Consider the following 25,499-nt stretch of genomic DNA (forward strand, 5'->3'; position numbering starts at 1 on the left):
AATATTTTAAATATGTATTTCCTTATTCAAACAAAATCATCTGTGTCGTGATTCCGGAATCTTTCTCGATCCGGAGCAGATAATTCCCGGCTGGTAGCGGAAGTGCCGGTCTCAAAACAAATAAACCGATCACTTCCCGGTCGGAAATTTGTATTGGATGCTCTTTCCCCCGCAGATCATACAGCGAACAGCGAAAATTGTCCTGACTTTCGGTTCGCATATAAAATTGCTGCCGTGTGACGGGGTTAGGGAATAAAAGAAAATCAGGGGGAGCATCTTTCTGGAAAACTGCGACCACAGGAGAAAAAACAGCCTCACCAGTCGTGTAATGTATTTGCAGTCGGTAAAAAATACTGTTCTCACCAGTATCCGGATCTTGAAATCCATATACCCGGGAATGTTTGGCATTGTCAATGGCATCAAAATGCGCTACATCTGAATAGTTTTCTCCATCGGTAGTTTTTTGCAAAACCATACGGGACAGTTTTGGATTTACAGCCACGACCCAGGAAATCTGAATATTGCCATCAACAGGCCGGGCGGAAATAGAATGTACATATTCAATTTTTCTGAAAGTATTGTCCACAAAAAAAGGCGCCGATACACTGCCGGCCACTATTGGTGCCGATCCGGTAATGCGGATCCGGTACTGGCCATTTTTCAGATCGTTGGGAACTTTGATCTGCATCAGCTTCTCGCGGCCTGGTCCGGCGTATCCTGCAAACTTGCCTTCATGATCCAGCAACTCGGCATGAACGGCAATAGTATCACTTGCCTTGCCTGTTATTTCATATGGCAAAATGAAAGAACAGCCTGGAAAAACAGTTGAAGGTACTATGCCGGTGTGAACAGCGTATGCCGGGACGGACGGGGTAATTTGCCTGAACAGTGAGTCTGACAGGCTTCTGTTCCACGCGGAGGCTGCCTGCGTGAGGCCCTGAATTCCCCCGGTTACGTTTTCAAAATGGCCCGAAGAGGGGCGGGGTATCTGTATGGTATCAAGATCAGGACCATGGAATGTATTGAAATTATCGATCTCCGCCAGCCTCTTTTGTGCCCGTGTTACTGGCAGGTAAGGATCTTTTATTGTATTGCTTGCAGAATTACCGGCGATTATCCAGGGTATATTATAACCCGAATCTTTCCTGCTGCTTGCGATCAACGTCCTGATATTGTTAAAATAATCTTCTTCCTTAAATCCAAGCTGGGCATCATTTTCACCATGCGACCAGAGAACTGCTCTCATACCCAGCATGGAATTGAAATAGCGGATCGTGTTCACAATATTGGAATAAGGTTGACGATTGGGCCAGTGCTTTCCTACGTATAAATTAAATGCATCCTTTCCCGAAGCAGCATCCCGGTAATTTTCGGAATTAGCAGCAGCCCAGGCTGCGTTCAGAAACAGTACCGGGGTATTGAGCCGTTTATTGATCATGTCGCCCAACTCACCCCAGTACCAGGATGTTTCGCCGGTGGGAAAGATCGAGTTCTCATTGTTCAGTTGATTGAATACCGGTAATCCGGGTGGTTCGTTGGGTGCAACGGTAATATTATCCCGGTTCAGGATTTTGTTCACTGCATTATACGAAACGACCTGATCAGAAGCATTTTTAGCACCGAGTCCCGGCAAGCCCATGGCATTGGAATTGCCCGCAACCAGAAAAACTTCTCCGATACCTATTCTGTTGACAATGGTAGTATCCACAATTCCGTATGTCGTATAGCCACGCAAGGTTAGCCGGTACCATCCGGTTTCGGCTTTCAGTGCGGCCGTCAAAAATCCCTGTTCTGTTTCGGAAGCTTCAAAAACCCATTGTTTTGGAATATGCGTATTACCCTCAATCGGTATCAGATCAACTTCGACGCGAGTGTAAGGAGTATATATGTAAGCGGTAAGTGGAATGGTGGCTATACCAGCGGAATTCCGTTGAAATACCTGATTATTGACCGGGCTGGTGACTATAATCTGCGCATTTGTCGGCTCAGATCTTAAAGCTGAAAAGGCAAATAACAATAAGGAAATGCGTCGGCAAAGACGGGTAAAGAGAACTCTGCTCCCTGTTTTAAAGGTCGATCCTGTCATAGCTTCCCGAGTCAATTAGGTCTTTAACAATGAATTTAGCAGAATTGAATTTATTAGTGTACTTAAATACAACAAAAAACCGGCCCTGCGACAAAAGTCAGGGGCCGGCTTTTTAAACTGAAACAAGCTTAATTACTGTGGATAACCAGGATTTTGCGGTTTCAAGTTTGGGTTATTCTTCATTTCCTGAACTCCAAGCGGGAATAACAAATGTTTTTCCGCTAAGGCAACGCCGGAACCAACGTTGAGGTTAAGGTGGCCTACGAAATTGTCAAAACCTTTGGTTTTTTCGTTGAACACCTTGCGAAGACGAACCATATCAAACCAGGTAATACCTTCGTAGCAGAACTCATACCAGCGTTCTTTCCATATTGCTTCACGGAAAGTAGCCTGTGAATATGTTCCAATGGCTGGCGTTACCAGTTTGGCGCGGTCACGGATACGTTTGAATGCATCGTAAGCTTCAGCGTTCGGGCCTCCTACTTCGTTCTGTGCTTCTGCATAAATGAGCAGTACCTCCGCGAAACGGATCAGGTTTACATTCAGGTTGTTGAGGCGGGTTGGGGTAACACCTTCGCCTCCAAGTGCAGTGATATTGAAATGTTTGAAAACATAAGGTGCTCCTAAGCTAAATCTGGCCCCGGTACCATTGGTAAAATAGGTTGTGTAAAACCATCCATCCTGATCCTTAGTCCGAAGGTCACCTTCTTGAAACGAATTATAGAACGACAAGGTGGGAACCGTGCTCCCCGTTCCGCTTGGTCCGGCATAAGTAACGGCTTTGAAGTTCGGGAAATAATCGTTCAAAGGGAATCCGGCTACTACTGTGTTGTACTGAATTTGGAACAGGTGTTCAACCCTGTTTTTCAGACTTTCCTGATGTATCTCCCGGTAAGTTGGGAAAAGATTAACCGTTGCAGGATTAGCCTTAGAATATGTGATCACTTCAAACGCTTTGTCAGCAGCAAGCTTATAATGGGAAGCTCCCTTGCTTAAAGGAAAACCCGCCATCGTCAGGTATACTTTCGACAAAAGTGACTTAACGGCCATTTGCGTTGCGCGTCCGGAGGTTGCAGTCACCGGAAATCCAGCCGCCTCAGCTGCAACAAGGTCTTCTACGACAAGGTTGTAGATTTGCTCCTGGGGTGCTCTTGACGGACTGAAGTCCTCTGAGTCAGCAGTTTGTGGTTTTGTGATCAGCGGAGCGTCTCCCCATAATCTTACCACATTGAAATAAGCCCAGGCTCTCAGGAATCTTGCTTCCCCGATAAGCTTCACCTTTTGCGCTTCATTGGCAGCCGGGAAAGGAATTCCGGGAATTTTTTCAATTGCAAGGTTGGCATTTGCAATGATACGGTATAGCCCGTTCCACCAGTTGTTGATATGCGCGGTGTTTCCGTCGTACGTCAGCGAATAAAGGTTGTTCAAATCGGAATTCTGGCCTGTTTCTGTTGTGGCAGTACCGGTGACAGCTTCCAGCATTTGCCAGTTGGCAGAGAAAATGCCTGCGCCTTCTCCATAAAAGCGTAATTCCGCATAAGTAGCAGCAACGGCAGCTTCAGCGTGATCGGGAAGCGTATAGAACACGTCAGGCTGAAGGTTCGATGGGTCCTGCTCATCAAGGAAGTCGGAGCAGCTTGTAGGGCCCAGTAAGATCGCTCCACAGAGAAGCACCTTAAATAGATCTTTTATATTATTTAGTCTCATGTTAAATGTCATTTTAATGATGCTATGATTCCGGTTACTAAAACGCGATCTGTAAACCAGCCATGTAGGTAGTTGGTCTCGGATAGCCATGCCAGATCATCCCTTGTGAAAACACGTTATCTGCGTCACCTCCGCGAATTGGCGTTGCCTCTGGATCGCCATGTGGGTATTTGCTGATCAGGAAGAAGTTTTGTGCAGACAAATATACTCTCAGCCTGCTCATCTTTATTTTGCTGGCCAGCTCAGACGGGAATGTATAGCCGAGTAACAAGTTTCTTCCGCGTATGAAGGATCCGTCGAAGATCCAGCGGGTATCCACGTTTGTCACGTAGCCGGCTTTGGTATCCCGTAATTCAGCAATCATGGTATTCTGATTGGTAGGTGTCCATGCGTCGAGAACAGTTGCGTAGCTGTTGGCAAGAGATACACGGTCCTCACTGGCATGCAGGTTCATATCCATCAAATCGTTTCCGTAAGAGAACTGCATGTCAAAAGTCAGATCGAAGTTTCCGTAGCGTAAGCTGTTTGACAGCGTTCCCCATCCTTTGGGACTTCCGTTTCCAATGATGCTGCGGTCAGCATCTGTGATTGCATTGTCGTTGTTGACATCTTTGTACTTGATATCCCCTGGAAGCATCGTCAGGTTACCACGATAACTTGTGAATTTCGAAGCCTGCTCTCTTTCGTTCTCGCTCCATGTACCCAGGCGTGTAAGACCCCAGAACGCACCAACTGGTTCGCCGATGCGGATGATACTTGTCTGGTTGGTAATGGAAGGACCTCCTACGCCGAAGATATCAGATGGTGTTGCCAGGGACAATACTTTATTCCTGTTAAAAGAGATATTAAAGTTGGTATTCCAGGTAAACTTAGCTGTTTCGATGTTCACAGTGTTGATAGCAAACTCAAATCCTTTGTTTTCCATCGAACCGATGTTCTTTCTGATTACAGCATAACCACTTGTGCGTGGAACGGGTGCATCGAGCAACATATCGGTCGTTTTCCGGTAGTAGTAATCAGCCTCCAGCGAGATTCTGCCTTTCAGGATGCTGATTTCAAGTCCGGCATCGGTTTGTGCAGTTTTCTCCCATCTCAAATCTTTGTTTGGCAGCCTGTTGATACCGGTTCCACCAACTCTTGTATCATTGTAAACGGTAGCATAGTTTGATCTAAGAAGTGGAAGCGAGGAATATGGCGGAATTTCCGAGTTACCTGTCAATCCGTAGCTGGTACGCACTTTAAGGTTGGAAATAAAGGTGTTTCCTTTCAGGAATTCTTCATCAGAAACTTTCCATGCAAGAGCAGCAGACGGGAAGAATGCGAATTTGTGGTTTTCTCCGAATTTGGAGGATCCATCAGCCCGACCCGTTACAGTCAGGAGGTATTTTTCCTGCAAAGTGTAGTTGATACGGCCAAAGTAGGAGTTGAATGCAAAGCGTTGCGCACCTGATACATAAGGGTTGTTAGAGGGCAATTGCGCACCCGCACCAAGATTCTCGAATCCAAAATAATCTGTTGAGAAGTTTTGCGCACCGATTCCGGTCGTGGCAATGTTTGTTTCCTGCCATGATATCCCCGCAAGCACGTTAAATGAATGGATACCCAACGTCTTATTATAGGTCAGGTAGTTTTCCCATGACCAGAAAGTTTCTTTCCTGTTGTCTTTTCTTGCCGTACCCAGTTCATTAGGGGTCAATGTCCTTGTTTGCGACTGGTTAGCTTCCTGGGTAATGATGTTAACCCCCAGAACAGAACGCAATTCCAGCCCTTTGGCAAGGGTTATATTGCCATAAAGGCTCCCCAGAGTTGTTTGTGTATTGAGGTTAAATTTACGTCCGTACAACCTGTGTACAGAACTGAAAGAACCTTCGGCACCGGGATAGTCGCGGTTATTGGCATAAGTTCCGTCAGGATATTTGACAGGTAAAAATGGAAAATCTTCCACCATCTGGCGCGGAACCGCATCACTGATATCGACAAGGTTTTCAGCCTGATTGTTGTAGCTTAGAGTTCCGCCAATACGCAGCCATTTTTTTACCTGATCGTCAATGCTGAAACGGGTAGCATAACGTTTCAGGTACGAGGTTTTGATCAATCCCTGGTCGTCGCGGTAGTTCAATGACAGAGAATAAGTGGTTTTATTGTTCCCGCCACTGAAACCAAGCTGGTGATTTTGAGAAACTCTGTTTTGAGTTGATTCCCTGAACCAGTCGGTATCATAGTTTGGACTGAATGTACCATTCGGGAGAACCGTGAAAATATCGGGATGTGCAGCTTGTAACTGAGCGCGGCGTACCTGAGGATTGTGGGTAGCGTACTTTCCGGAAGCCCAGCCAGCAGGATCATATTTTTCCATGTTCTTGTACGACAGGTCCTCAACTCTCATATACTCTTCCGAATTCAGAACTTTCGCTCTTTTCGGACCTGCTGTCGGTACACTTATGTCCAGGTTGTAGGTAACAACGCCTTCCCCGGACTTTCCTCTTTTGGTTGTGATCATGATAACGCCATTCGCACCTCTTGCACCATAAATAGCTGTCGAAGATGCGTCCTTCAATACCTCAACGGACACGATGTCGTTCGGGTTAATGAAGTCAATTGCCTGGCTTTGCTGGTTCTGGTTTCCTTGCGGAAGCATCACACCGTCCACCACGTACAATGGGTTATTGGAAGAGTTGATAGAACTGAAACCACGGATACGCACATTGGATCTACCGCCCGGGCGTCCTGAGTTCACGTTCACCTGCACCCCCGAAACCTTACCTTGAAGGGCCTGGTTCAATGATGGTGAAGGGCGTTCTTTGAGCTGTTCTTCCTTAACGGAGCCGACTGAGCCCGTTAAATCCGATTTCTTCGCCGTACCGTAACCGATAACGACCACTTCGCTAAGTGCTTTGGAGTCAGATTCCAGGGAAACATCCAGGGAAGACCGGTTTCCGACTTCTATTTCCTGGCCAATGTAACCTACGAAGCTGAAAACAAGTACCGCGCCGCTTTCGGGCACTGAAATGCTGTAATTACCAGCGCCGTCTGTTGTTGTTCCAACGCTTGTTCCCCTTAGTACTATGTTTACGCCAGGCAATCCGTCGCCGTTTTCTTTGTCGGTGATTTTTCCTTGGATTGTTTTATCTGCTGTTACCGCTTTGGCGGCAGGTAAGGTGGCCGCTGTGTAGGAGAAGGCCGGATTCAAGCAGAAGAGCGTAGGTAGGAGGAACAACGAATTTCTCAGACTCCTTATCAGGAGCCGGGTTTGAGTATTGGTATTTTTCATATAAAGTAGTTAGGTCTGTTAAAAATTCTTCATTCAAAATTTGGTATCGGTGATATTTCGTTACTTGGCTGATTACATCACGTAATAGGGTTTTTTATCATAGGCTTTCTGTTATAAGTGAGAAAATTGAGTTAAGTTTAATTTGAATAATTATGATATATATTTGATTAGTACAAATCTTGTAAGCGCGTATTGATCAATTCCTCAAGGACATAATCACGATTTCTTCTTGAAAAACTGACGAATTACTTTAATTAAAATAGATAAAGTAGTCTATACTTTTCTAATTACGGGAGGCACTTTGACGAAGCTGGTCTTTTACATTTTGATAACAAACCGGCATATGTATTACTAAATTTTTATGCGTTTTTAAACTAGTTTTTTTAAAAGTCTTTAAGAACACATTTGCAATATTATAATAATTAACAATAATTTTTGACCAAAAGGGTTACAAAAAACATAAATATTTATGCAAACGTTTGCATAAAATCGGGTAAGTTAGATTGTAATACTCAGCAAATCAATGGGTTAAAAGATGATTGTATAACAAAGGCCAGTTTTACCGGACAAGCTCAACTCTTGGGAAAAGACGTGACGTTTTAGCAACTTTCTACCGGGTAGCTTGATCGAATAATGAATGGGGAGGAAGGTAAATAAAAACGCTTCAAAAAGTAACTAACGGACACACTATCCGTAAGTTCTTCCCAAAGCGTTTTTGTTAAATTATTGTTAAATCTGAAAAGTAGTTATGCCAGGTCGACAGTCCTTCCCGTGCGCACCGACTCATCGCAAGCAAATGCGATCTGCAAACTGGTGACAGCATCCTGCAGGTGATCTGTCAGGTCCAGATCTTCGGTCACCGCTTTAAGAAAATAACGCTGCTCCCGGTTACATAGCTCCTGGTGATCCGGCTCGTCTTCCAGGTTGATCCAGGAATCTTCCTGTACGAACTCGCTGTTTTCGTTGAGTGCAGCATGGTGAACACGGATGGACTCGGTTTTGGTATGAGCTTCAACAGACGAAGATTTTCCCGACCCGCCGGCATCTTTCGCTACGATAGAAACGGATCCTTTCGGGCCGATCACATCTTTTACAAAAAATGCAGTTTCGCTGATCATCGGTCCCCAGCCTGCCTCATACCAGCCTACAGAACCATCTTCAAACCAGATCTGAAGCTGGCCGTAATTGTAATTTCCGGCAGGGATATCCTCAGTAAGACGTGCACCGATCGCATTGACGCGAAGTGGTTTCGAACGCGTCATCTGGCACATGACATCAATATAGTGAACACCGCAGTCTACGATCGGGCTCAGGCTTTTCATCAGGTTCCGGTGAACGCCCCACATATAGCCGTGGCTTTGCTGGTTGAGGTTCATCCGCATGACCAGCGGCTTGCCAAGATTTTGTGTTTCGGCTACGAAACGTTCCCATGAAGGGTGCACCCGCAAAATATATCCCACCACCACTTTTTTACCGGCCTTATTGGCTGCATCAACAACCCGTTTTGCCCCCTCGACACTATCAGCAAGTGGCTTTTCTATAAACACATGCGCGCCGTGCTCCAACGCAAGAATTGCAAAATTTTCGTGCGTGTCGGGATAGGTCGAAATACATACGGCGTCGGGTTTGGTTTCTTTCAGTGCCGTTTCGTAATCGTTGAAAAGACTGTATCCTCCTCCCAGTTTTTCATTCAGAACTTCTTTGCTTTTTCCTGTCGACACGATTCCGCAAATCTCGAAACCGTCAAGTAGCTGATAAGCAAATGCATGGGAAGCACCCATATTGCCACAACCTACTACCAATACACGAAGTGGACTTTTACTTTCAAAAGATGACATAATAAATGGATAATGTTAATGACTTAGGTTAGCGGGAACAGCTGATAACTGAACAAAGCCAGGAATGATTTCGTGTCAAAAATAGGGATTAAAATCCTTTTTCGCGGACAGGCCGATGTGAATGAAAAAAAAACTGGGATTGGTGATAGATAATTTTTGAAAATCAAAATATACCTGCCATTTATGCAGAACATTTGAACTCTCACCTAACAGTTACATGATCAGTTGTTTACTTCTTCGCAAACTGCTTTGCGCTGGCCGCGCTAAGTTTTCTATCCTCAGTTTTACCTTATTTATCTCTTTCAACATCCTCGCGCAGGAAGATTACAAACCCAAATTCGGGGTTATTGACAAAGAATCGGTTGCTATGACCGCGTATCCAGCCGACAGCACGGCGGAGGCTGTGTTTCTCTATGACTTCGCCGAGGTGAAGTTCAGCTATGACTCACAAATGGGTATTGTCATGACCAGGGAAAGCTGGGTCAGGATCAAAATACTTAAAGAATCGGCCCTGAGCAGTGCATCCGTTTCATTGCCCTTTTACGACAGCCAGCGCTATGATAAGAAAGAATATATAGACAATATCAAGGGCTATACCTATAATATGGAGGGCGGTCAGGTAGTGGCTACTCCCCTGGACAAAAAGTCTGTAAAGCGGGAGAAGACCTCCGAATTTTACCTTGCGCAGAAGTTCAATCTGCCCAATGTTAAAAAAGGGTCGGTGATTGAATACGCTTATTCCATAACTACTCCGCTCAATTATAAAGACAAGCCGGATGTCTGGAATTTTCAGGGACCTGTTCCCTTCAAATGGAGTGAATACCGTATCACCATTCCGTATTTTCTTGAATATAAAATCACAATGGGCGGATACCTGCCGCTGTATATCAACGAGCGTAAGCAAGTTGATGTGACAATGGGACACAGCAAATACAACGGTCCCGCGCTTGCTTACCGTTTTGTAGTCAAAGATGCCCCGGCGTTTATGGACGAGCCGTTTATTACCACAAAAAGTGATTATTTGTCCAAAATCAGCTTTGAACTGGCCAGTATCGCTGTGTCCGGAGAAATGGTTAAGCGCTACTCTCAAACCTGGGAGCATGTGGACAGGACCCTGGATGAAATGCCCTGGTTTGGAGGGGAACTGCGGAAAGAGTCCTATCTCAAGGAAGTACGTGATAAAATAGCGGCAGAAACCCAGGACCCTGAAGTACGTATGAACAAGGCTTATGCTTTTGTACAAAACCACATGAAATGGAACGGTTACACGGGGATAGGGTCAAAGGAAGGCGTGCGCAAAGCCTATGACAATAAAAAAGGGAATGACAGTGACATCAATATTATGCTGGTAACCTTGCTCCGGGAGCTGGACCTGACGTGCGACCCGGTCATATTAAGTACCCGATCAAACGGGCGCATCATTCAGGAAATCCCGATGCTGGAAAGTTTCAACTATGTGATAGCACGGGTACAGATCGGCGAGAAGGAATATCTGCTTGATGCTACGCAGCCTAATGCCAAGCCGGGACTGCTGCCGGAACGTACGCTAAACGGTTATGGAAGGCTGATCCCCAAAAAAGGTACGGGACGTTTTCTGGAAATTGTACCAAAGGATGCGCAAAACAAGCTGGAAATGATCAACGCCGAAATCAATCCGGAGGAGGGAACCGTAAAAGGTAACTACAGCATTTCATACGGAGGTTATGAGGCGCTGCGCTGGCGTGATAAATATACCGGGGAACCGGAAAGTGCCTTTCACACTGATCTTAAAAAGCAGGTCCCTGAGTGGCAGGTGAAAAATATTGCTGGCAAAAACAAAGCGGATGACCTCCAGTCGGCGGTAAACGTGAGTTGTGAATTTGAGATAGAAAGTGAAAGCTCTTCTCCCGACATTTTGTATTTCAATCCCGTGCTTGCCGGACGGTGGGCAAGTAATCCGCTGAAATCCAAAGACCGGATTTATCCGCTCGACCTGACAACAAGTATTTCCGCTTCCTACATCGGGAGTTTTGTGCTGCCCACCGGGTATGTTTTGGAAGAAATACCAAAAGCCGAGATTCTGACGCTGCCTGACAAAGCCGGTAAATTTGCATATCAGGTGAGGCAGACGGGCAACACGATCCAGGTAAACAGCTCAATTCTCGTCTCCAAAACCCGGTTTACGCCGGAAGAATATTTGGATCTTAAAGAGTTTTTTGAACGTGTGGTGCAAAGACATTCCCAGCCGCTCGTGATCAAGAAAAAAAACAATTAATTTACCTCCTTCATCATGCAAATTATCAGACTATCCCGTCAGTGGCTACTACTGCTGCTATGTACAACCGGTTCATCAGCTATTTTCGGACAGGCCGATTTTAATGTCGGCAAAATCCCTCCCTCTCTGCTAACCGATGCCAATGCTGTGGTGAGGCTGGACGAAACCATTTGGGAGATAACTTCCAAAAGTGAAGGGCGTCGCCGCAGCCGGTCGGTGGTAACGGTATTCAATGAAAAAGGTGAAGAAGAACACGGGCGGCTGATGGTGAGCTATGATAAGTTTACGAAGATCATGGATATCGGCGGAAATCTCTATGACGCAACAGGGAAGCTGGTGAAGAAGTTGAAAAATGCCGATATACAAGATTACGGATATGGTTCAGGCGGTGATGAAATTACAGATGCGCGGATAAAAGTTGCCGATTTTGGCAAAAAGAGTTATGCCTATCCTTATACCATAGAATATTCCTATGAGGTAAGGAGCAGGAACATGATGTTTTATCCAAAATGGCTTCCGGTAGCCGACGAGAATTCGGCGGTTGAGCTTTCTGTTTACAAAATTAAGGCTCCGGCAGGTTTTGAATTCAGATATAAAGAATACAACGGCGTGTCTCCGGTGACTAAATCAAAAGACACAGATGGTGCCGACCTCTACCAGTGGACCATTGAAAATTATGCGGCAAGTAAAAAAAGTGATGCTTATCCGTTACCGCTGATAGATCATTCGCCCATGGTGATGGCTGCGCCTGCGGATTTCGAGATACAGGATTACAAAGGGAATTTCAGGAGCTGGGAAGACCTGAGTAAGTTTTACTATACTCTGAATGCCGGGCGCGATATGCTTCCCCCGGCTACTATCGCAGAAGTTAATGCCGTGATCAAAGATGCGAAATCGGACCGGGAGAAAGTACAGCTGATATATAAATGGATGCAGGGACGGTCGCGGTACGTAAGTATCCAGCTCGGCATCGGAGGCTGGCAGACGATCGATGCAGCTACGGTGGCCAGCAAAGGGTATGGAGACTGCAAGGCGCTGACAAACTTTACGCTGGCTGCATTGAAACAGGCGGGTATCACCTCTTACGCGGCGCTGATCAGGGCCGGCGAAGAAGAAAAGATGAAGTCTGATTTTCCGAGCAGCCAGTTCAACCACGTAATTGCCTGTGCGATAGTTGCCAAAGATACTATCTGGCTTGAATGCACCAGCCAGATTACCCGGCCCAATTTTATGGGCACTTTCACGGGCGGCCGCTATGCGCTGCTGGTGATGCCGGAAGGAGGCAAGCTGGTATCGACACCCGACTACAAGGCTCAGCAAAATATAAGGAACAGCCGAGCCAATGTGAACCTGGAAGAAGGAGGTAACGGACAGGTGGAAGTTCAGGTGCTATATACAGGCTTGCAGCAGGAATCCCGAAAAAACCTGATGCATAGCGGAAACAAAGAGGAGCAAAAAAAATGGTTGCTGAATCATATCAATCTGCCCAGTCTGGAGTTGGAGCGTTTTGAGTTAATGGAAGGACCGGAGCAGGAACCGACCATTACCGAAAAACTAAGTTTGAACGTCCGCAATTGTGCAACAAAAACAGGGACAAGGCTGTTTGTAAAGCCAAGCCTGCTCTCCCGTCCGTTTGAGTTACCCGAAGCTACCGAACGTTCCGCAGACTTTTATCTGCCGGTTTCTGACTACAATTTCACTGACCTGGACACTGTTTCCTATGTGATACCGACTATTTACAAACTGGAAACTTCGTTACCTTCCTATCAAGTGACCTCTGTTTTTGGTACCTATGAATCAAAAACCAGCTTTGAGAACAGCAAACTCGTATGTTCAAGAAAAGTAATACTGAACGGAGGCCGCTACCCGTCTAAGGATTTCCCTGCCTGGATTGATTTTCTCAAAAAAATAAGAAAGGCAGACCGTGCGCAAGTTGTTTTTGTAGAAAACAAATGATGGGGATTCTTTTTAGTTAAAATCTGTAAACTATCGATCAAAACGCGACCTGTTGTTGGGTAGCGGATTATTTATCTTTGACCAAAATCAGATATCACTTACTAAAATATAATCGGCATGATGAACAAGGAATCTTGGCAGGGTATTTTCCCTGCATTGGTTACGCCTTTCAAATCGGATGACACCATTGATTTTGAGCTTTTTCGTAACAACCTGGAAGCTCAGATCGAAGCAGGAGTAACTGGTGCCATAGTGGCGGGTTCATTGGGCGAGGCTAGTACACTGACCAGATCCGAGAAAGTGGAGCTGGTGAAATTCACAAAAGGTTTTGTTCCAGAAAATTTCCCTGTGGTTTTGTGTATTGCAGAACAGTCTACCAATGAGGCAGTTAGTATAGCCCGGGAAGCTGAATCTATCGGAGCCGACGGATTGATGGTTTTGCCGCCGATGCGTTACAAGGCCGATGACCGCGAAACTGTAATGTATTTTAAAACCATTGCGGAGAACACGGCTTTACCATTGATGATCTATAACAATCCGGTCGACTATAAAATTGAAGTCACCCTGGATATGTTTGAAGAACTGGCTGCTGTTCCAAACATTCACGCGATCAAGGAATCCACCCGCGACGTCAGCAATGTTACCCGCATATTCAACCGCTTTGGCGACCGGTTCAAGGTATTTTGTGGCGTGGATACACTGATCATGGAAGAAGTAATGCTGGGTGCCGATGGCGTCGTGGGTGGCCTGGTTGATGCATTTCCAAAAGAAACCGTGGCCATTTTTAATCTGGTAAAAGCAGGATTTTATAAAGAGGCTCTGCGTATTTACCGCTGGTACTTACCTCTCCTGGAACTGGACATTCACCCCAAATTGGTCCAGAACATCAAACTGGCTGCGGCAAAAACAGGTATTGGCTCCGAATATGTGCGTGCACCCAGACTATTGTTGGAAGGTGCGGAAAGGGAAAAGGTACTGACGATCATCGATCAGGCAATTGAAACACAGCCTGCCCTGCCGGATTATCTCAATCTGACATCTTTGGCATAATCCGGAGAAATTATGTTTTGCTATATTCTTTTCAAAAAGGCTCCCACGGGGCCTTTTTTGCAAGGTACTGGCGAAGAGAAAACATTTATTATCGCTGCATCACCAGAATTAAATAGAATCCGATGCTGTTAAAATGAAGAAGCTAAGCGTAAAAGCAAAAAAAATTAAACATGAGTATTTCGATAGAAGAGTTGAATAACATATTGGAAAAGGCTGAAAACGCTTTTTTAACGATTGGCAAGTTCAGTATTCAGAAAAGAGTGTCACTGATGAGAACGGTAGCCGAAGAAATTGAAGCCCTCGGCCCCGAGCTGATACAGGCTGCAAAAAGGGAATCTAATTTACCGGAAGGACGGTTGACGGGAGAAAAAGCAAGGACTGTATTCCAGTGGAGAAGCTATGCAGACGCATTGGAAAATGGTTCTCCGCTGGATGCGAGTATCGATACCGCCAATTCAGAACGCACGCCTCCGAAACCTGATATCAGAAAGACGCACGTCGCTTTGGGGCCGGTAGCGGTTTTTGGTGCGAGTAATTTCCCTTTTGCGTTTTCAACGGCGGGAGGGGATACAGCCAGTGCAATTGCCGCAGGCTGTCCGGTAGTACTGAAAGCCCACCCCGGGCATCCGGAAACTTCGCTGATCATGGCCGGCGCGATCATGACCGCGGTAGCAAAAAGTGGGTTTCCCGAAGGTACGTTCTCTCATGTTGAACTTGGGTCCATTGAAGATGCCCAGTACCTGGTAAGTCACCCGGTTATCAAAGCAGTCGGTTTTACCGGCTCAAACCGCGCGGGGATCGCTTTGGTAGAGGTCGCTGCAAAACGAAAAGAACCGATACCGGTTTTTGCGGAAATGGGTAGTATCAATCCTGTTTTTCTATTTTCGGGTAAACTGAATGCATCGGCTTCTGAAGTAGCCGCTCAATATGTAGGTTCGCTCACGCTGGGTGTAGGCCAGTTTTGCACCAATCCGGGACTCATCATTGCAAGGGACAGTCCTGCCCTGAGTATTTTTACTCAAACTTTGGAGGACGAAATCGCGAAAGTGGTACCAGCATCGATGCTGAATCCGGGCATTGCAAAAGCTTATTCCGGCAACCGTGAAAAACTGGTTTCCCAATCAGGAGTTGCAGTTCTTGCGGCAGTAGAGGAAGTGGAAGAAGGGCAGGGAGGAGCTACGGTTGCTATTGTTTCAGGCTCCGAATTCCTGACAAATGATGCTTTGCAGGAAGAAGTTTTCGGGCCGTTTGCGTTGATCGTAAAATGCAAAAATGAAGATGAAATATTTGCTGTTACGTCAAAGTTGCACGGACAGCTTACAGCCACGCTTCTAGCGACGGTCGATGATGTTGCCGGGAATCAAGATCTGATTGAGGTAATTCAAAGTAAATGCGGCAGGATTATTTTCAATAATTTCCCTACCGGCGTAGAGGTTTGCAAATCGATGCACCACGGCGGGCCATTTCCGTCGTCCAGCAATAGCCAGTTCACGTCCGTTGGGTCCGATGCGATCAAACGTTTTGTAAGACCATTGAGCTTTCAGAACTGGCCCGATGAATTCCTGCCCGAAGAACTGAAAAATGCCAACCCGCTGAATATCTGCCGGACGGTGGATAATGTGTTGACGAAAGAAGCGGTTTAACTGCGGGCCGGCGGTTATCAGCTTTCGGCCGTCTGCAATTAACGAAGGCCCTTGCGCCGCAACCTAGACATCTCATGACTATTTAAACAGAATCAATTTCATTAACCGGCTTAAAAGGCCGAAAGCCGACAGCCCCCAACATGCGTAAGACTTTTTTTTGCATCGATGCCCATACCTGTGGAAATCCTGTACGCGTAGTGGCCGGAGGCGGACCGCTGCTTCATGGTAACAGCATGATGGAACGCCGCCTCCACTTCCTGAAAGAATTTGACTGGATCCGGAAAGGCCTGATGTTTGAGCCGCGCGGACATGATATGATGAGCGGGAGCATACTGTATCCCCCCATTGATCCCGCCAACGATATCGGAGTACTTTATATTGAGACCAGTGGCTGTCTGCCTATGTGCGGTCATGGTACAATAGGGACTGTCACGATTGCCATAGAAGAAGGATTGGTAACGCCAAAAGTTCCGGGTAAACTAAGGCTCGAGACGCCAGCCGGGCTTGTCCTGGTTGAATATGTGCAGGAAGGTAAGAAGGTGAAATCGGTAAAGCTGATCAATATCAAATCATTTCTGGCAGCGGAAAACCTGACAGTCGAATGCCCGGATCTTGGAATTTTAACGGTAGATGTGTCCTATGGAGGCAATTTTTATGCAATTGTAGACCCTCAGGAGAATTTCAAAGGGATCGAAAACTATACTGCCGACCAGCTGATCAGCTGGAGCCGTGCCTGCCGGCAACGTATGAATGAACAATATCAATTTATACACCCTGAAAACGAGCATATCAGGGGGCTCAGCCATTTCCTTTGGACAGGCGCGGTTCTCGACACGACGTCGACGGCCCGAAACGCGGTTTTTTATGGAGACAAAGCCATTGACAGATCCCCTTGCGGAACGGGAACATCAGCAAGGATGGCACAATGGCATGCAAAAGGAAAGCTTAAAAAGGGTGATAAGTTTATTCATGAAAGCATCATCGGATCCAAGTTCACAGGAACTGTGGAGGAAGAGGTGTCGATAGGAGATAAACCTGCCATTGTCCCGGGTATAGAAGGTTGGGCTGTGGTAACGGGTTATAATACAATTTTCATCGATGACGAGGAAGATCCTTATGCATTTGGGTTTCAGGTGATATAGGACTTTCGGCTTTTTGTTTGTGAGCAACTGCCTGGGTTGAGGTGTTAAAAAATATTTTTCAAAAAAGCCGGTAGCTGAAAGCCGATGGCCGGCAGCCAAAAATATGATGACTACGAAAAAAGGAGAGGCTGTCGTGATAGGCGGCGGGATTATCGGATTGGCTTCCGCCTATTATTTATTGAAAAGCGGGTGGAAAGTTACTTTGTTCGATAAAGGTAACCTGATGGATAATTGTTCTCAGGGAAATGCCGGAATGATTGTGCCCAGTCATTTTATTCCCCTTGCCTCTCCCGGGATGATTTCGAAGGGGATCAAATGGATGTTCGACAGCAGGAGTCCGTTTTACGTCAAGCCTTCTCTCGATTTTTCTCTGATATCCTGGGGATTAAAATTTATGAAAAGTGCCAACGCAGCCCATGTTGAGCGAACCGCCCCATTTTTGAGGGATTATCACCTGCTCAGTAAACAGCTGTATGAGGACCTTTCCAGTGAAAAGGATTTTGATTTTGGCCTGGAAAAGAAAGGGATACTGATGCTTTACAAAACCGAAAAAGCCGGTGAAGAAGAAATCCAGGTTGCGGAAGAAGGGAAAAAACTCGGGCTCTACATTGAAATGCTGAGTAAAGAGCAGGTCCAGGCTATCGAGCCCGGTGTGCAACTGGATGTGCTGGGGGCAATACATTATCACTGCGACGCACATTTGTATCCTTATGCACTGTTTTCTCAATTGGTAAAATATCTTGAATCGAACGGCGCGAAAATTATCCTGAATGCTGAGGTAATTGGTTTTGATATAAAAAATGGGGAGATACAGTCAGTTCAGGCTGGCGAAAAGCAGGTTTCAGGAGATCTTTTTGTGATGACAGGCGGTTCGTGGCTTCCCAGTCTGGCAAAGCTGGCGGGACTATCCATACCGGTAATGCCCGGGAAAGGGTATTCTTTTATGGAGCCGAACGATGTGCATACCATTAGTCATCCAGCGTTGCTCATAGAAGCGCGGGTGGCGGTTACACCTATGAACCGAGAAGTGCGTTTCGGCGGGACTATGGAACTGGCGGCAATTAATAATACGGTCAATATGAAACGGGTAGAAGGGATCGTCAATTCCATCCCCCGGTATTATCCCGGACTTGACATAAAACTACCTGAAAAAGAGAGGGTCTGGTATGGTTTCAGGCCATGTTCCCCCGATGGGCTGCCGTATCTGGGTTATAGCAAAAAATTGAAGAACCTGATAGTTGCCGGAGGGCACGGCATGATGGGTATCAGTTTAGGTCCCGCGACCGGTAAAATTGTCGCCGAGCTGGCCAATGGGGAACCGTTATCCACGGATGTTAGTCAATATATACCCGACCGATATTCTTGAAAATCAATAATTTACTGTACACATACATTATGTCAAACACTTACACACAAGTTCATTTACAATTGGTTTTTGCGGTTAAGAACCGCAGGTCGCTTATCCATCCGTCGTGGAAAGACGAGCTGTACAAATACATGGCGGGTATTATCCGGAGCTATGATCACAAGCTTCTTCAGATCAATGGCATGCCAGACCATGTCCATATTTTGATTGGAATGCGGCCCACACAATCGTTTCCTCCAATATGTTATCCCTGACGGGATATTGGCGTAGCCGCTCATATGCCTGTCCGGCCGGGACAATATATCGGTAAAATATTGTTAAAATTTGTAGCTTACGGGATAAAACGCCTTTTGATAAAAATCAAACCCTATATGCCTCAGGAAAATACCTCTTTTAAACCTTCATTAGGTCTTGTAGATGCAACCATGCTCGTCGCCGGTAGTATGATCGGATCGGGCATTTTTATTGTCAGCGCGGATATTACCAGGAATACCGGGAGCGTTGGCTGGCTGATGTTCGTCTGGCTGATTACAGGTTTTATGACGCTCACAGCGGCGATCAGTTATGGTGAGCTGAGTGCCATGTTCCCGAAGGCGGGGGGGCAGTATATCTATCTGAAAGAGGCCTATAATCCATTGATCAGCTTTCTCTACGGGTGGAGTTTTTTCACAGTGATACAAACCGCCACTATAGCCGCGGTAGCAGTGGCATTCGCCAAATTTACCGCTTATCTGCTGCCTCAGTTCAGTGAAGATATTGTTGCTCTCGATCTGGGTTTTCTCAAAATATCACCGGCGCAGCTACTGTCGATTGTCGTCATTGTGCTGCTTACGTTTATTAATACGCGTGGAATAAACAGTGGAAAAATAATCCAGACAACCTTTACCCTGACCAAGCTGCTGAGCCTTCTGGGATTAATTGTTTTTGGACTGCTGTTTATGAAATCTGATATATGGAACGCCAACTGGAGTTCTGAAGCCATGTGGGATCTGCATAAATTGAACATAGACGGGAGCATAGAATCCTATACGACTATCGCAGCTTTCGGAGCAATTGCAGCGTCCATGGTAGGCTCTATCTTCAGCAGTGATTCCTGGAACAATGTAACTTTTATAGCGGGAGAGATCAAAAATCCGCAACGGAATATTGGCCTGAGCCTGGCGCTTGGAACGATCATCGTTACCATTATTTATCTGCTGACGAACATCATGTACACCGGAGTTTTGTCGCTTCTTGAAATAGCATCTTCGGACAAGGACAGAGTAGCTGTTACGGCCTCCAATGCGATTTTTGGTAGCGCCGGTACCATTATCATCGCTGTCATGATCATGGTGTCGACATTCGGATGTAATAACGGGCTGATCATGTCCGGCGCCCGGGTATATTATTCGATGGCGAAAGATGGTCTGTTTTTTAAAAAAGTGGGTCAGCTGAACAAAAATGCGGTTCCTGAATTTGGTTTATGGATACAATGTATCATTGCTTCCTTATGGGCACTGAGCGGAAAGTATGGTAATTTGCTGGATATGATCTCTTTTGTGGTCGTCGTGTTTTATATGCTGACGATTGTCGGGATTTTTATCCTGAGAAAAAAACGGCCGGATGCTGAGCGGCCGTATAAGGCATTTGGGTACCCGTTTTTGCCAATTATCTACATGATCATGGGTGTTGCCTTCTGCGTTTTGCTGATCATCTATAAACCTGAGTATACCTGGCCGGGCCTCATCATTGTTTTGCTGGGGATACCGGTTTATTATCTGATCGCTAAAAAGGAAATAGCAACCTAGCTTATTTGATTTGCAGTCGGGTTGACCGGCTGAAATCATTGGGGTTAAAATATCTGAGTAGCCAGGCCTGTCATGATCAGAACCATTAACCAGCCAGCCGCCTGCAACAGAACAGAATGTTCATAGTTTCCCATCAGTCTGGATTTCCTGCTGGCAACCAGAAGGATAGCGAGAGCAATCGGTAGCGCAAATCCGTTTAGCATTCCTACGAAAATCAACACCTTCACCGGTTTGCCGACAATGAGAAAAACCAAAGTTGAGATTAAAATAAAGGCGATGGTAAAATAGGTATGGTGTTTTTCGATAGCCGGGTGGAAAGATCGCAAAAATGATATGGAAGTATAGGCAGCCCCCACAACAGAAGTAATGGCGGCACACCAGATTACAAGACCAAAGATCTGTTTTCCGATCAGGCCGGAAGCGAGCTCAAAAACGGAAGCGGTAGGGTTATCGGGATTGATATTGGTGCTATTAATTACAACGCCCAAAGTTGCCAGAAACAAGAGGTAGCGGATCAGCGAAGTGATCAGGATACCGGTAGCAGCGCTTCGGTTTACTTCCGGAAGAGATTCCGTTCCGCGGAAACCGCTGTCCAATAACCGGTGTGCTCCCGCAAAAGAAATGTACCCTCCGACCGTTCCGCCGACGAGCGTCAGGGTTGCAGCAGCGTCAAATTTTTCCGGAATAATGGTATGGTTCAATGCGGCGGCAAGAGGTGGATGGGAGGTGAAAGCAACATACAAAATCAGCCCGATCATGACCAGGCCCAGCACTTTTGCGAAAACATCCATTGCCTTGCCTGCCTCCTTAAACAAAAATATTCCAATAGCGATCGCTGCGCTGATGATGGCGCCGGTTTCAACGGGAACGCCCGTTAATGCTTCAATGCCAAGACCTGCGCCGGCAACATTGCCGATATTAAAAGCCAGGCCGCCGGTTACGATCAAAAACGCCAGCAAATACCCCAGCCCGGGAAAAAGTTCGTTTGCAAGATCTTGGGCCCGTTTTCCTGAAACAGTAATGATCTGCCAGATATTAAACTGAACGCATAAATCGATGATCACTGAGAGCAGAATGATAAACCCGAAACTGGTTGTGAGCTGCTGTGTGAAAACCGTCGTTTGTGTAAGAAAGCCCGGACCGACCGCCGACGTCGCCATTAAAAACGCTGCACCTAGTAATGCTTTGGATTTAGGCATATTGTTTGATTTTAGCTGATTTTGTCACAAATGCATAAATAGGCACAAATCAATTAGTGTTCATTCGTGTATCCGTGGCATCATAATTCTCCAAATCCCCCACCTCCCGGCGTGTCAATAATTAAAATATCGCGAGCTTCCACTTCCAGGCTGCATACTCCAGGTAGTTCAGAAATTCTGCCGTCGGAATGAATCAGAGTATGCCGACCGCATTTTCCGTTTTTGCCACCTTCCAGTCCGTAGGGTTCATATTTCCTGTGCTGGCCCAGTAATGTTACATGCAAAGGCTGTAGAAATTCGACTTTTCTGCTGATGCCATCGCCGCCTTTGGACTTTCCAAGTCCGCCCGAATTTTTACGTATGCCAAATTCCAGCATCCTGACGGGATACTTGCGTTCCAGCTGTTCCGGGTCTGTGATCCGGGTGTTGGTCATGTGCTGGTGTACCGCCGACCGCCCCGCAAAACCACGTCCTGCCCCCGTTCCACCGCCGATTGTTTCGTAATATCCGAATTGTGAATTCCCGAACAAAAAATTGTTCATCGTACCCTGGCTGCATGCCGCCAGCCCGAATGCTTTCAGCAATGTATCCACCAGCCGCTGGCTCACTTCCGTGTTCCCGCCGACCACCGCGGGGCATTTCAAAGGATCGTCTGAAAAGTGTGGGTGAAGGAAGCTATTGTCAGGCAAGACGATTTCGACATTTTTCATCAGTCCGTCATTCAAAGGAATTTCCTTGTCGACGATCAGTCGCAGTACATACAATATGGCACTGTAAAGGATGGAAATATTGGCATTCAGGTTATTGGGGTGAACTTTCGATGTGCCCGTGAAATCAAAGACCTGTTTTTCGTCGGACACAGTTATTGAAACCTGGATCCGGTGTCCATCGTCAAGAAGTTCGGTCGCGTCAAAAGTTTGTCCGTAAAAAGGGGTTAATGCACGTTTCAGTTGGACGACTGCACTTTCTTTCAACAAAGTCATGTATTTTTTGACCTTAGCCAAACCATGCAATTCGACCAGATTTAACAATTGGGTAGTACCTTTTCGCAACGCAGACAAAGCCGCCACGATATCAGCTTCGTTGGATAAAAATGAGCGGGTAGGGTAAGGCCCTTCGGTAAAGAGTTTGTGAATGGCTTCCCGTTGAAATACATGATTTCTGACCAGATACTGAGGCAGGATCGCTACGCCTTCTTCGGCCAGGCAGGTGGCGTCGGGAGGCATGGAACCGGGCGTTTTTCCGCCAATTTCAGCATGGTGCGCACGGTTGATCGCATAGCCTACACATTCGCCGGTTTCTGTAAAAATCCCCGACATTAAGGTAATATCGGGCAAATGTGACCCCCCATATTTAGGATGATTTGTAATGATCACATCGCCCGGGCCGATATCGATAGCAGCTTTTACGAGTCTACCGCAAATTCCCATGCTGCCCAGGTGCACCGGGATATGCTGGGCATTGACAAGCAATTCGCCATCGGCGTCCAGAAGGGCGCAGGAAAAGTCCAGCCGCTCTTTAACGTTCACTGAAAACGCCGTCCTTTGGAGTTGAACGCCCATTTCGTCGGCAATTGCCTTAAACCTGTTGGTAAACAATTGTAATTCCACCTCTTCGCTATGTTCTTCGACCATACCACTGTTGACCAAAGTTCTGAAAACAACAGCATCGCCGCTATCCTGGATCACAAGCCTCCAGCCACGTGGAATATAGGACGTAGATGTTTTGTTCAGTAAAATGGCTGGGCCGGAAATTTGATTCCCCGGAGATAGCAGATCCCATTCATACAAGCCGGGTAAAAAGGCTGTTTGTGGTTCAGTTTCAAATAAGGTTGAAATTCTTCTTTCCGGCTGAATTTCAATTCCCTCGTTTCTGATAGATTCCGGGGGAACTACATCTGCTTTTTCCCGGATCATCAATTTCAGACTTTCCAGTTCAACGCTGAGGTTGGTAGGAAAATAACCGAATTGGGTCTTGTATAATTTTTCAAATTCAGCCAAAGTCGTTTCACCCTGAAAGCTTACCTCAGTTGTATTTTCCTGACCGGAAAAGCGCAGATAGGCATAACAAAACGCAATTTCGTACTGCTCAATACCTTGCCGGGCAACTGCTTCCCCGGCCATTTCGGCCAGTTCATTTTTCCAGGTTTCTATATTCGGCAAAGCTACGTCCCAGGGCAGCAGGATTTGTTTGGAAACAATGCGGCTGATCAAGGCTTCCCCAATGCCCGCCGCACTGAAAAGCCCGGCGTCGAAAGGGATGATAACGGTATTTATATTGAGCAAACCGGCCAGCTGGCAACTGTGCAGACCACCAGCCCCGCCAAATGTGATGAGTGCGAAGTCAGCTGGACTAATCCCTTTTTCGACTGAAATTTTACGTATTGCATCTGCCATTTTCTCATTCGCAATACGCTCCAGACCGGTCAGGATTTCATAGTAAGAAAGTGAATTTCCGGTTTGTTCAGCAATGCTCTGCGCCAGCTTTTCAATAGCAGCCAGCGCTGCGTCGGGACGAACCGGTATCCCGAATTTTTCTGCATTCAGTTTGCCCAGCAGCAGGTTTACGTCCGTAATCGTCAGCGGACCACCCGCACCGTAGCAGGCCGGTCCGGGCGAGGCACCTGCACTTTCCGGGCCTACCTGCAGGGAAAAGCCGTCAAACCAGCATACCGAGCCGCCTCCAGCCGCAACAGTTTCAATCGCAAGTGTGGGATTATGGAATTCAATTCCGTCAATTTCTGTAATGTATTTCAGCTCGGGCTGTCCGTCAATCAGTGCCGTATCGGTGCTGGTTCCACCCATGTCAAAGGTAATTGCTTTACCAATTCCCAGCCGCTTTGCGACATTGCCAGCTGCAACCATGCCACCTGCCGGGCCGCTGAGCAAACTGTCTTTGGCGCGGAAACCGCTCACTTCGGACAAGCTGCCCGTACTCGTCATTATTTTCAGACTTCCTGGCCCCAGCGCATTTTTGATATTGCTTAAATAAATATCCAGGATTGGGTCCAGATATGCATTTACAACCGCTGTCTGCGTCCTTCGCAGGTAATGTGAAAATGGGAAAAGATCTGAAGATGAAGAAATATATTTGGCGCCGTTTTCTCTCAAAAACGTCACCACCGCAACTTCATGATCGTTGTTCTGGTAGGCGTGCAGAAGCGAAACAGCCACGGAATCAAAGTCCTGAGGGTTTATTAATTCGCCAAGGTCCGTGGGCGACAGGCTTTTTATCACATTCCCGTTTGTGTCCAGCCGTTCGTCAATTTCAACAACTTCTGAGTAAAGCAATTCGGGCTCGGGGATATTCAGCTGAAAGAGGGAGGGGCGTTGTTGATTGCCGATATAAAGCAGATCTTTAAATCCTTTTGTAACAGCCAAAAGTGTCTTTGCGCCTTTCCTTTCCAGTAGTGCATTTGTGCCGCGGGTAGTTCCGAGGCGCATTTCAATGGGTGGCAGAGTGTTGGCTAGTGGTGTGCCTGTGAGTAGGCGGGCGGCGAGTACCGGAGCCTCTTCGCCGCTTGATAGTTCAAAATCGGTATCAGGGGAAAGAGAGAGTTCGTTTTCAAGTGTCAGCGTTTTTTGAAAACCATCCAGTGAAATGATTTTATTGACGGAACTGCTGCCCTGTGTCCGAAAATCATATCCGATCACCAGTTCATTGGCAAATTCCCAGGAAGCTTTGTAGCTATATGTATGGTCCGATATTTTTTCGGTGATCCTTCCTCTCAGGCGGCCGGAGCTCAGCACTTTGATCCGGGTTTTTGTTCCGTCCGGATCAATGGCCAGGCAGTCCGTAAATGTACCTCCGGTATCAATGCTTATTTTCCAGACGGGAGTAATTGTTTCTTTCAAAATAGAATAAGGTAATCCAGGAATGTGTTTAAACAGCAAAATAGCTGCTATTTGACATAAAACCTACTGACGGGTCGCCACTGGTCCTCCGGATCGATCCTCGATCCCGATCCCCCAACCCCGGACTTAAGTCCGGGGCTCGGGGGCCGGGGCTCGGGGACGGGGGCTCGGAGACCGGGGCTCGGGGGCCGGGGGCCGGGGCTCGGGGACCGTGGCCGTGGCTAGGGCTCGTGTACCGCGGCTTGACGACCGTGGCCGTGGCTAGGGCTCGTGTACCGCGGCTTGGGGACCGTGGCCGTGGCGTGGGTTCGTCGACCGCGCCTTGGAACGGAGCTGAAAACGCCCT

13 protein-coding genes and 1 pseudogene are annotated in these 25,499 nt (G+C 46.8%); 8 read left to right on the forward strand and 6 right to left on the reverse strand.

Annotated features, from left to right (window positions below; translation table 11 throughout):
• Positions 1-22: 22 nt before the first annotated feature.
• The 4 genes from FBF61_RS20330 to FBF61_RS20345 all read right to left on the reverse strand — a co-directional run bounded on the left by FBF61_RS20330 (position 23) and on the right by FBF61_RS20345 (position 8,902).
• Complete coding sequence (locus FBF61_RS20330; protein ID WP_138480761.1) at positions 23-2,086, reverse strand: sialate O-acetylesterase; 2,064 nt, start codon at positions 2,084-2,086, stop codon at positions 23-25.
• Positions 2,087-2,218: 132 nt separating this feature from the next.
• A complete protein-coding gene (locus FBF61_RS20335; protein WP_138480763.1) occupies positions 2,219-3,793 on the reverse strand; it encodes a RagB/SusD family nutrient uptake outer membrane protein in 1,575 nt (524 codons plus the stop codon).
• A 37-nt stretch (positions 3,794-3,830) separates the two neighbouring features.
• Positions 3,831-7,064, reverse strand: coding sequence for a SusC/RagA family TonB-linked outer membrane protein (locus FBF61_RS20340; RefSeq protein WP_138480765.1), 3,234 nt, complete (start codon positions 7,062-7,064; stop codon positions 3,831-3,833).
• 746 nt (positions 7,065-7,810) lie between these two features.
• Positions 7,811-8,902, reverse strand: a complete 1,092-nt coding sequence (locus FBF61_RS20345) for a Gfo/Idh/MocA family protein (RefSeq protein WP_138480767.1) — start codon at positions 8,900-8,902, stop codon at positions 7,811-7,813.
• A 217-nt stretch (positions 8,903-9,119) separates the two neighbouring features.
• Between FBF61_RS20345 and FBF61_RS20350 the strand changes: the two genes are divergently transcribed.
• The 8 genes and pseudogenes from FBF61_RS20350 to FBF61_RS20385 all read left to right on the forward strand — a co-directional run bounded on the left by FBF61_RS20350 (position 9,120) and on the right by FBF61_RS20385 (position 20,100).
• Entirely contained in the window at positions 9,120-11,156 is a 2,037-nt protein-coding gene (locus FBF61_RS20350; protein WP_138480768.1) for a DUF3858 domain-containing protein, read from the forward strand.
• 15 nt (positions 11,157-11,171) lie between these two features.
• Positions 11,172-13,112, forward strand: a complete 1,941-nt coding sequence (locus FBF61_RS20355; RefSeq protein ID WP_138480770.1) for a DUF3857 domain-containing protein — start codon at positions 11,172-11,174, stop codon at positions 13,110-13,112.
• Positions 13,113-13,232: 120 nt separating this feature from the next.
• Complete coding sequence (locus FBF61_RS20360; protein ID WP_138481304.1) at positions 13,233-14,162, forward strand: dihydrodipicolinate synthase family protein; 930 nt, start codon at positions 13,233-13,235, stop codon at positions 14,160-14,162.
• Positions 14,163-14,332: 170 nt separating this feature from the next.
• Positions 14,333-15,805, forward strand: coding sequence for an aldehyde dehydrogenase (NADP(+)) (locus FBF61_RS20365; protein ID WP_166444576.1), 1,473 nt, complete (start codon positions 14,333-14,335; stop codon positions 15,803-15,805).
• Positions 15,806-15,945: 140 nt separating this feature from the next.
• Complete coding sequence (locus FBF61_RS20370) at positions 15,946-16,947, forward strand: 4-hydroxyproline epimerase (protein WP_138480772.1); 1,002 nt, start codon at positions 15,946-15,948, stop codon at positions 16,945-16,947.
• Between the two features lie 103 nt (positions 16,948-17,050).
• Complete coding sequence (locus tag FBF61_RS20375) at positions 17,051-18,313, forward strand: NAD(P)/FAD-dependent oxidoreductase (RefSeq protein WP_229215143.1); 1,263 nt, start codon at positions 17,051-17,053, stop codon at positions 18,311-18,313.
• Positions 18,314-18,342: 29 nt separating this feature from the next.
• Positions 18,343-18,543 (forward strand): annotated as a pseudogene (locus FBF61_RS20380) (IS200/IS605 family transposase); the annotation flags it as partial.
• A gap of 141 nt (positions 18,544-18,684) precedes the next feature.
• Positions 18,685-20,100: an APC family permease gene (locus FBF61_RS20385; RefSeq protein WP_138480774.1), complete on the forward strand. Its 1,416-nt coding sequence runs from the start codon at positions 18,685-18,687 to the stop codon at positions 20,098-20,100.
• 44 nt (positions 20,101-20,144) lie between these two features.
• On the opposite strand, the gene FBF61_RS20390 is transcribed toward FBF61_RS20385, so the two are convergent.
• Positions 20,145-21,299, reverse strand: a complete 1,155-nt coding sequence (locus FBF61_RS20390) for an NRAMP family divalent metal transporter (protein ID WP_138480776.1) — start codon at positions 21,297-21,299, stop codon at positions 20,145-20,147.
• A gap of 80 nt (positions 21,300-21,379) precedes the next feature.
• Positions 21,380-25,153, reverse strand: a complete 3,774-nt coding sequence (locus tag FBF61_RS20395; RefSeq protein ID WP_229215144.1) for a hydantoinase B/oxoprolinase family protein — start codon at positions 25,151-25,153, stop codon at positions 21,380-21,382.
• Between the last annotated feature and the right edge of the window lie 346 nt (positions 25,154-25,499).

Origin of the sequence: Dyadobacter bucti, from assembly GCF_005869225.1 — a bacterium.
GTDB lineage: Bacteria > Bacteroidota > Bacteroidia > Cytophagales > Spirosomataceae > Dyadobacter > Dyadobacter bucti.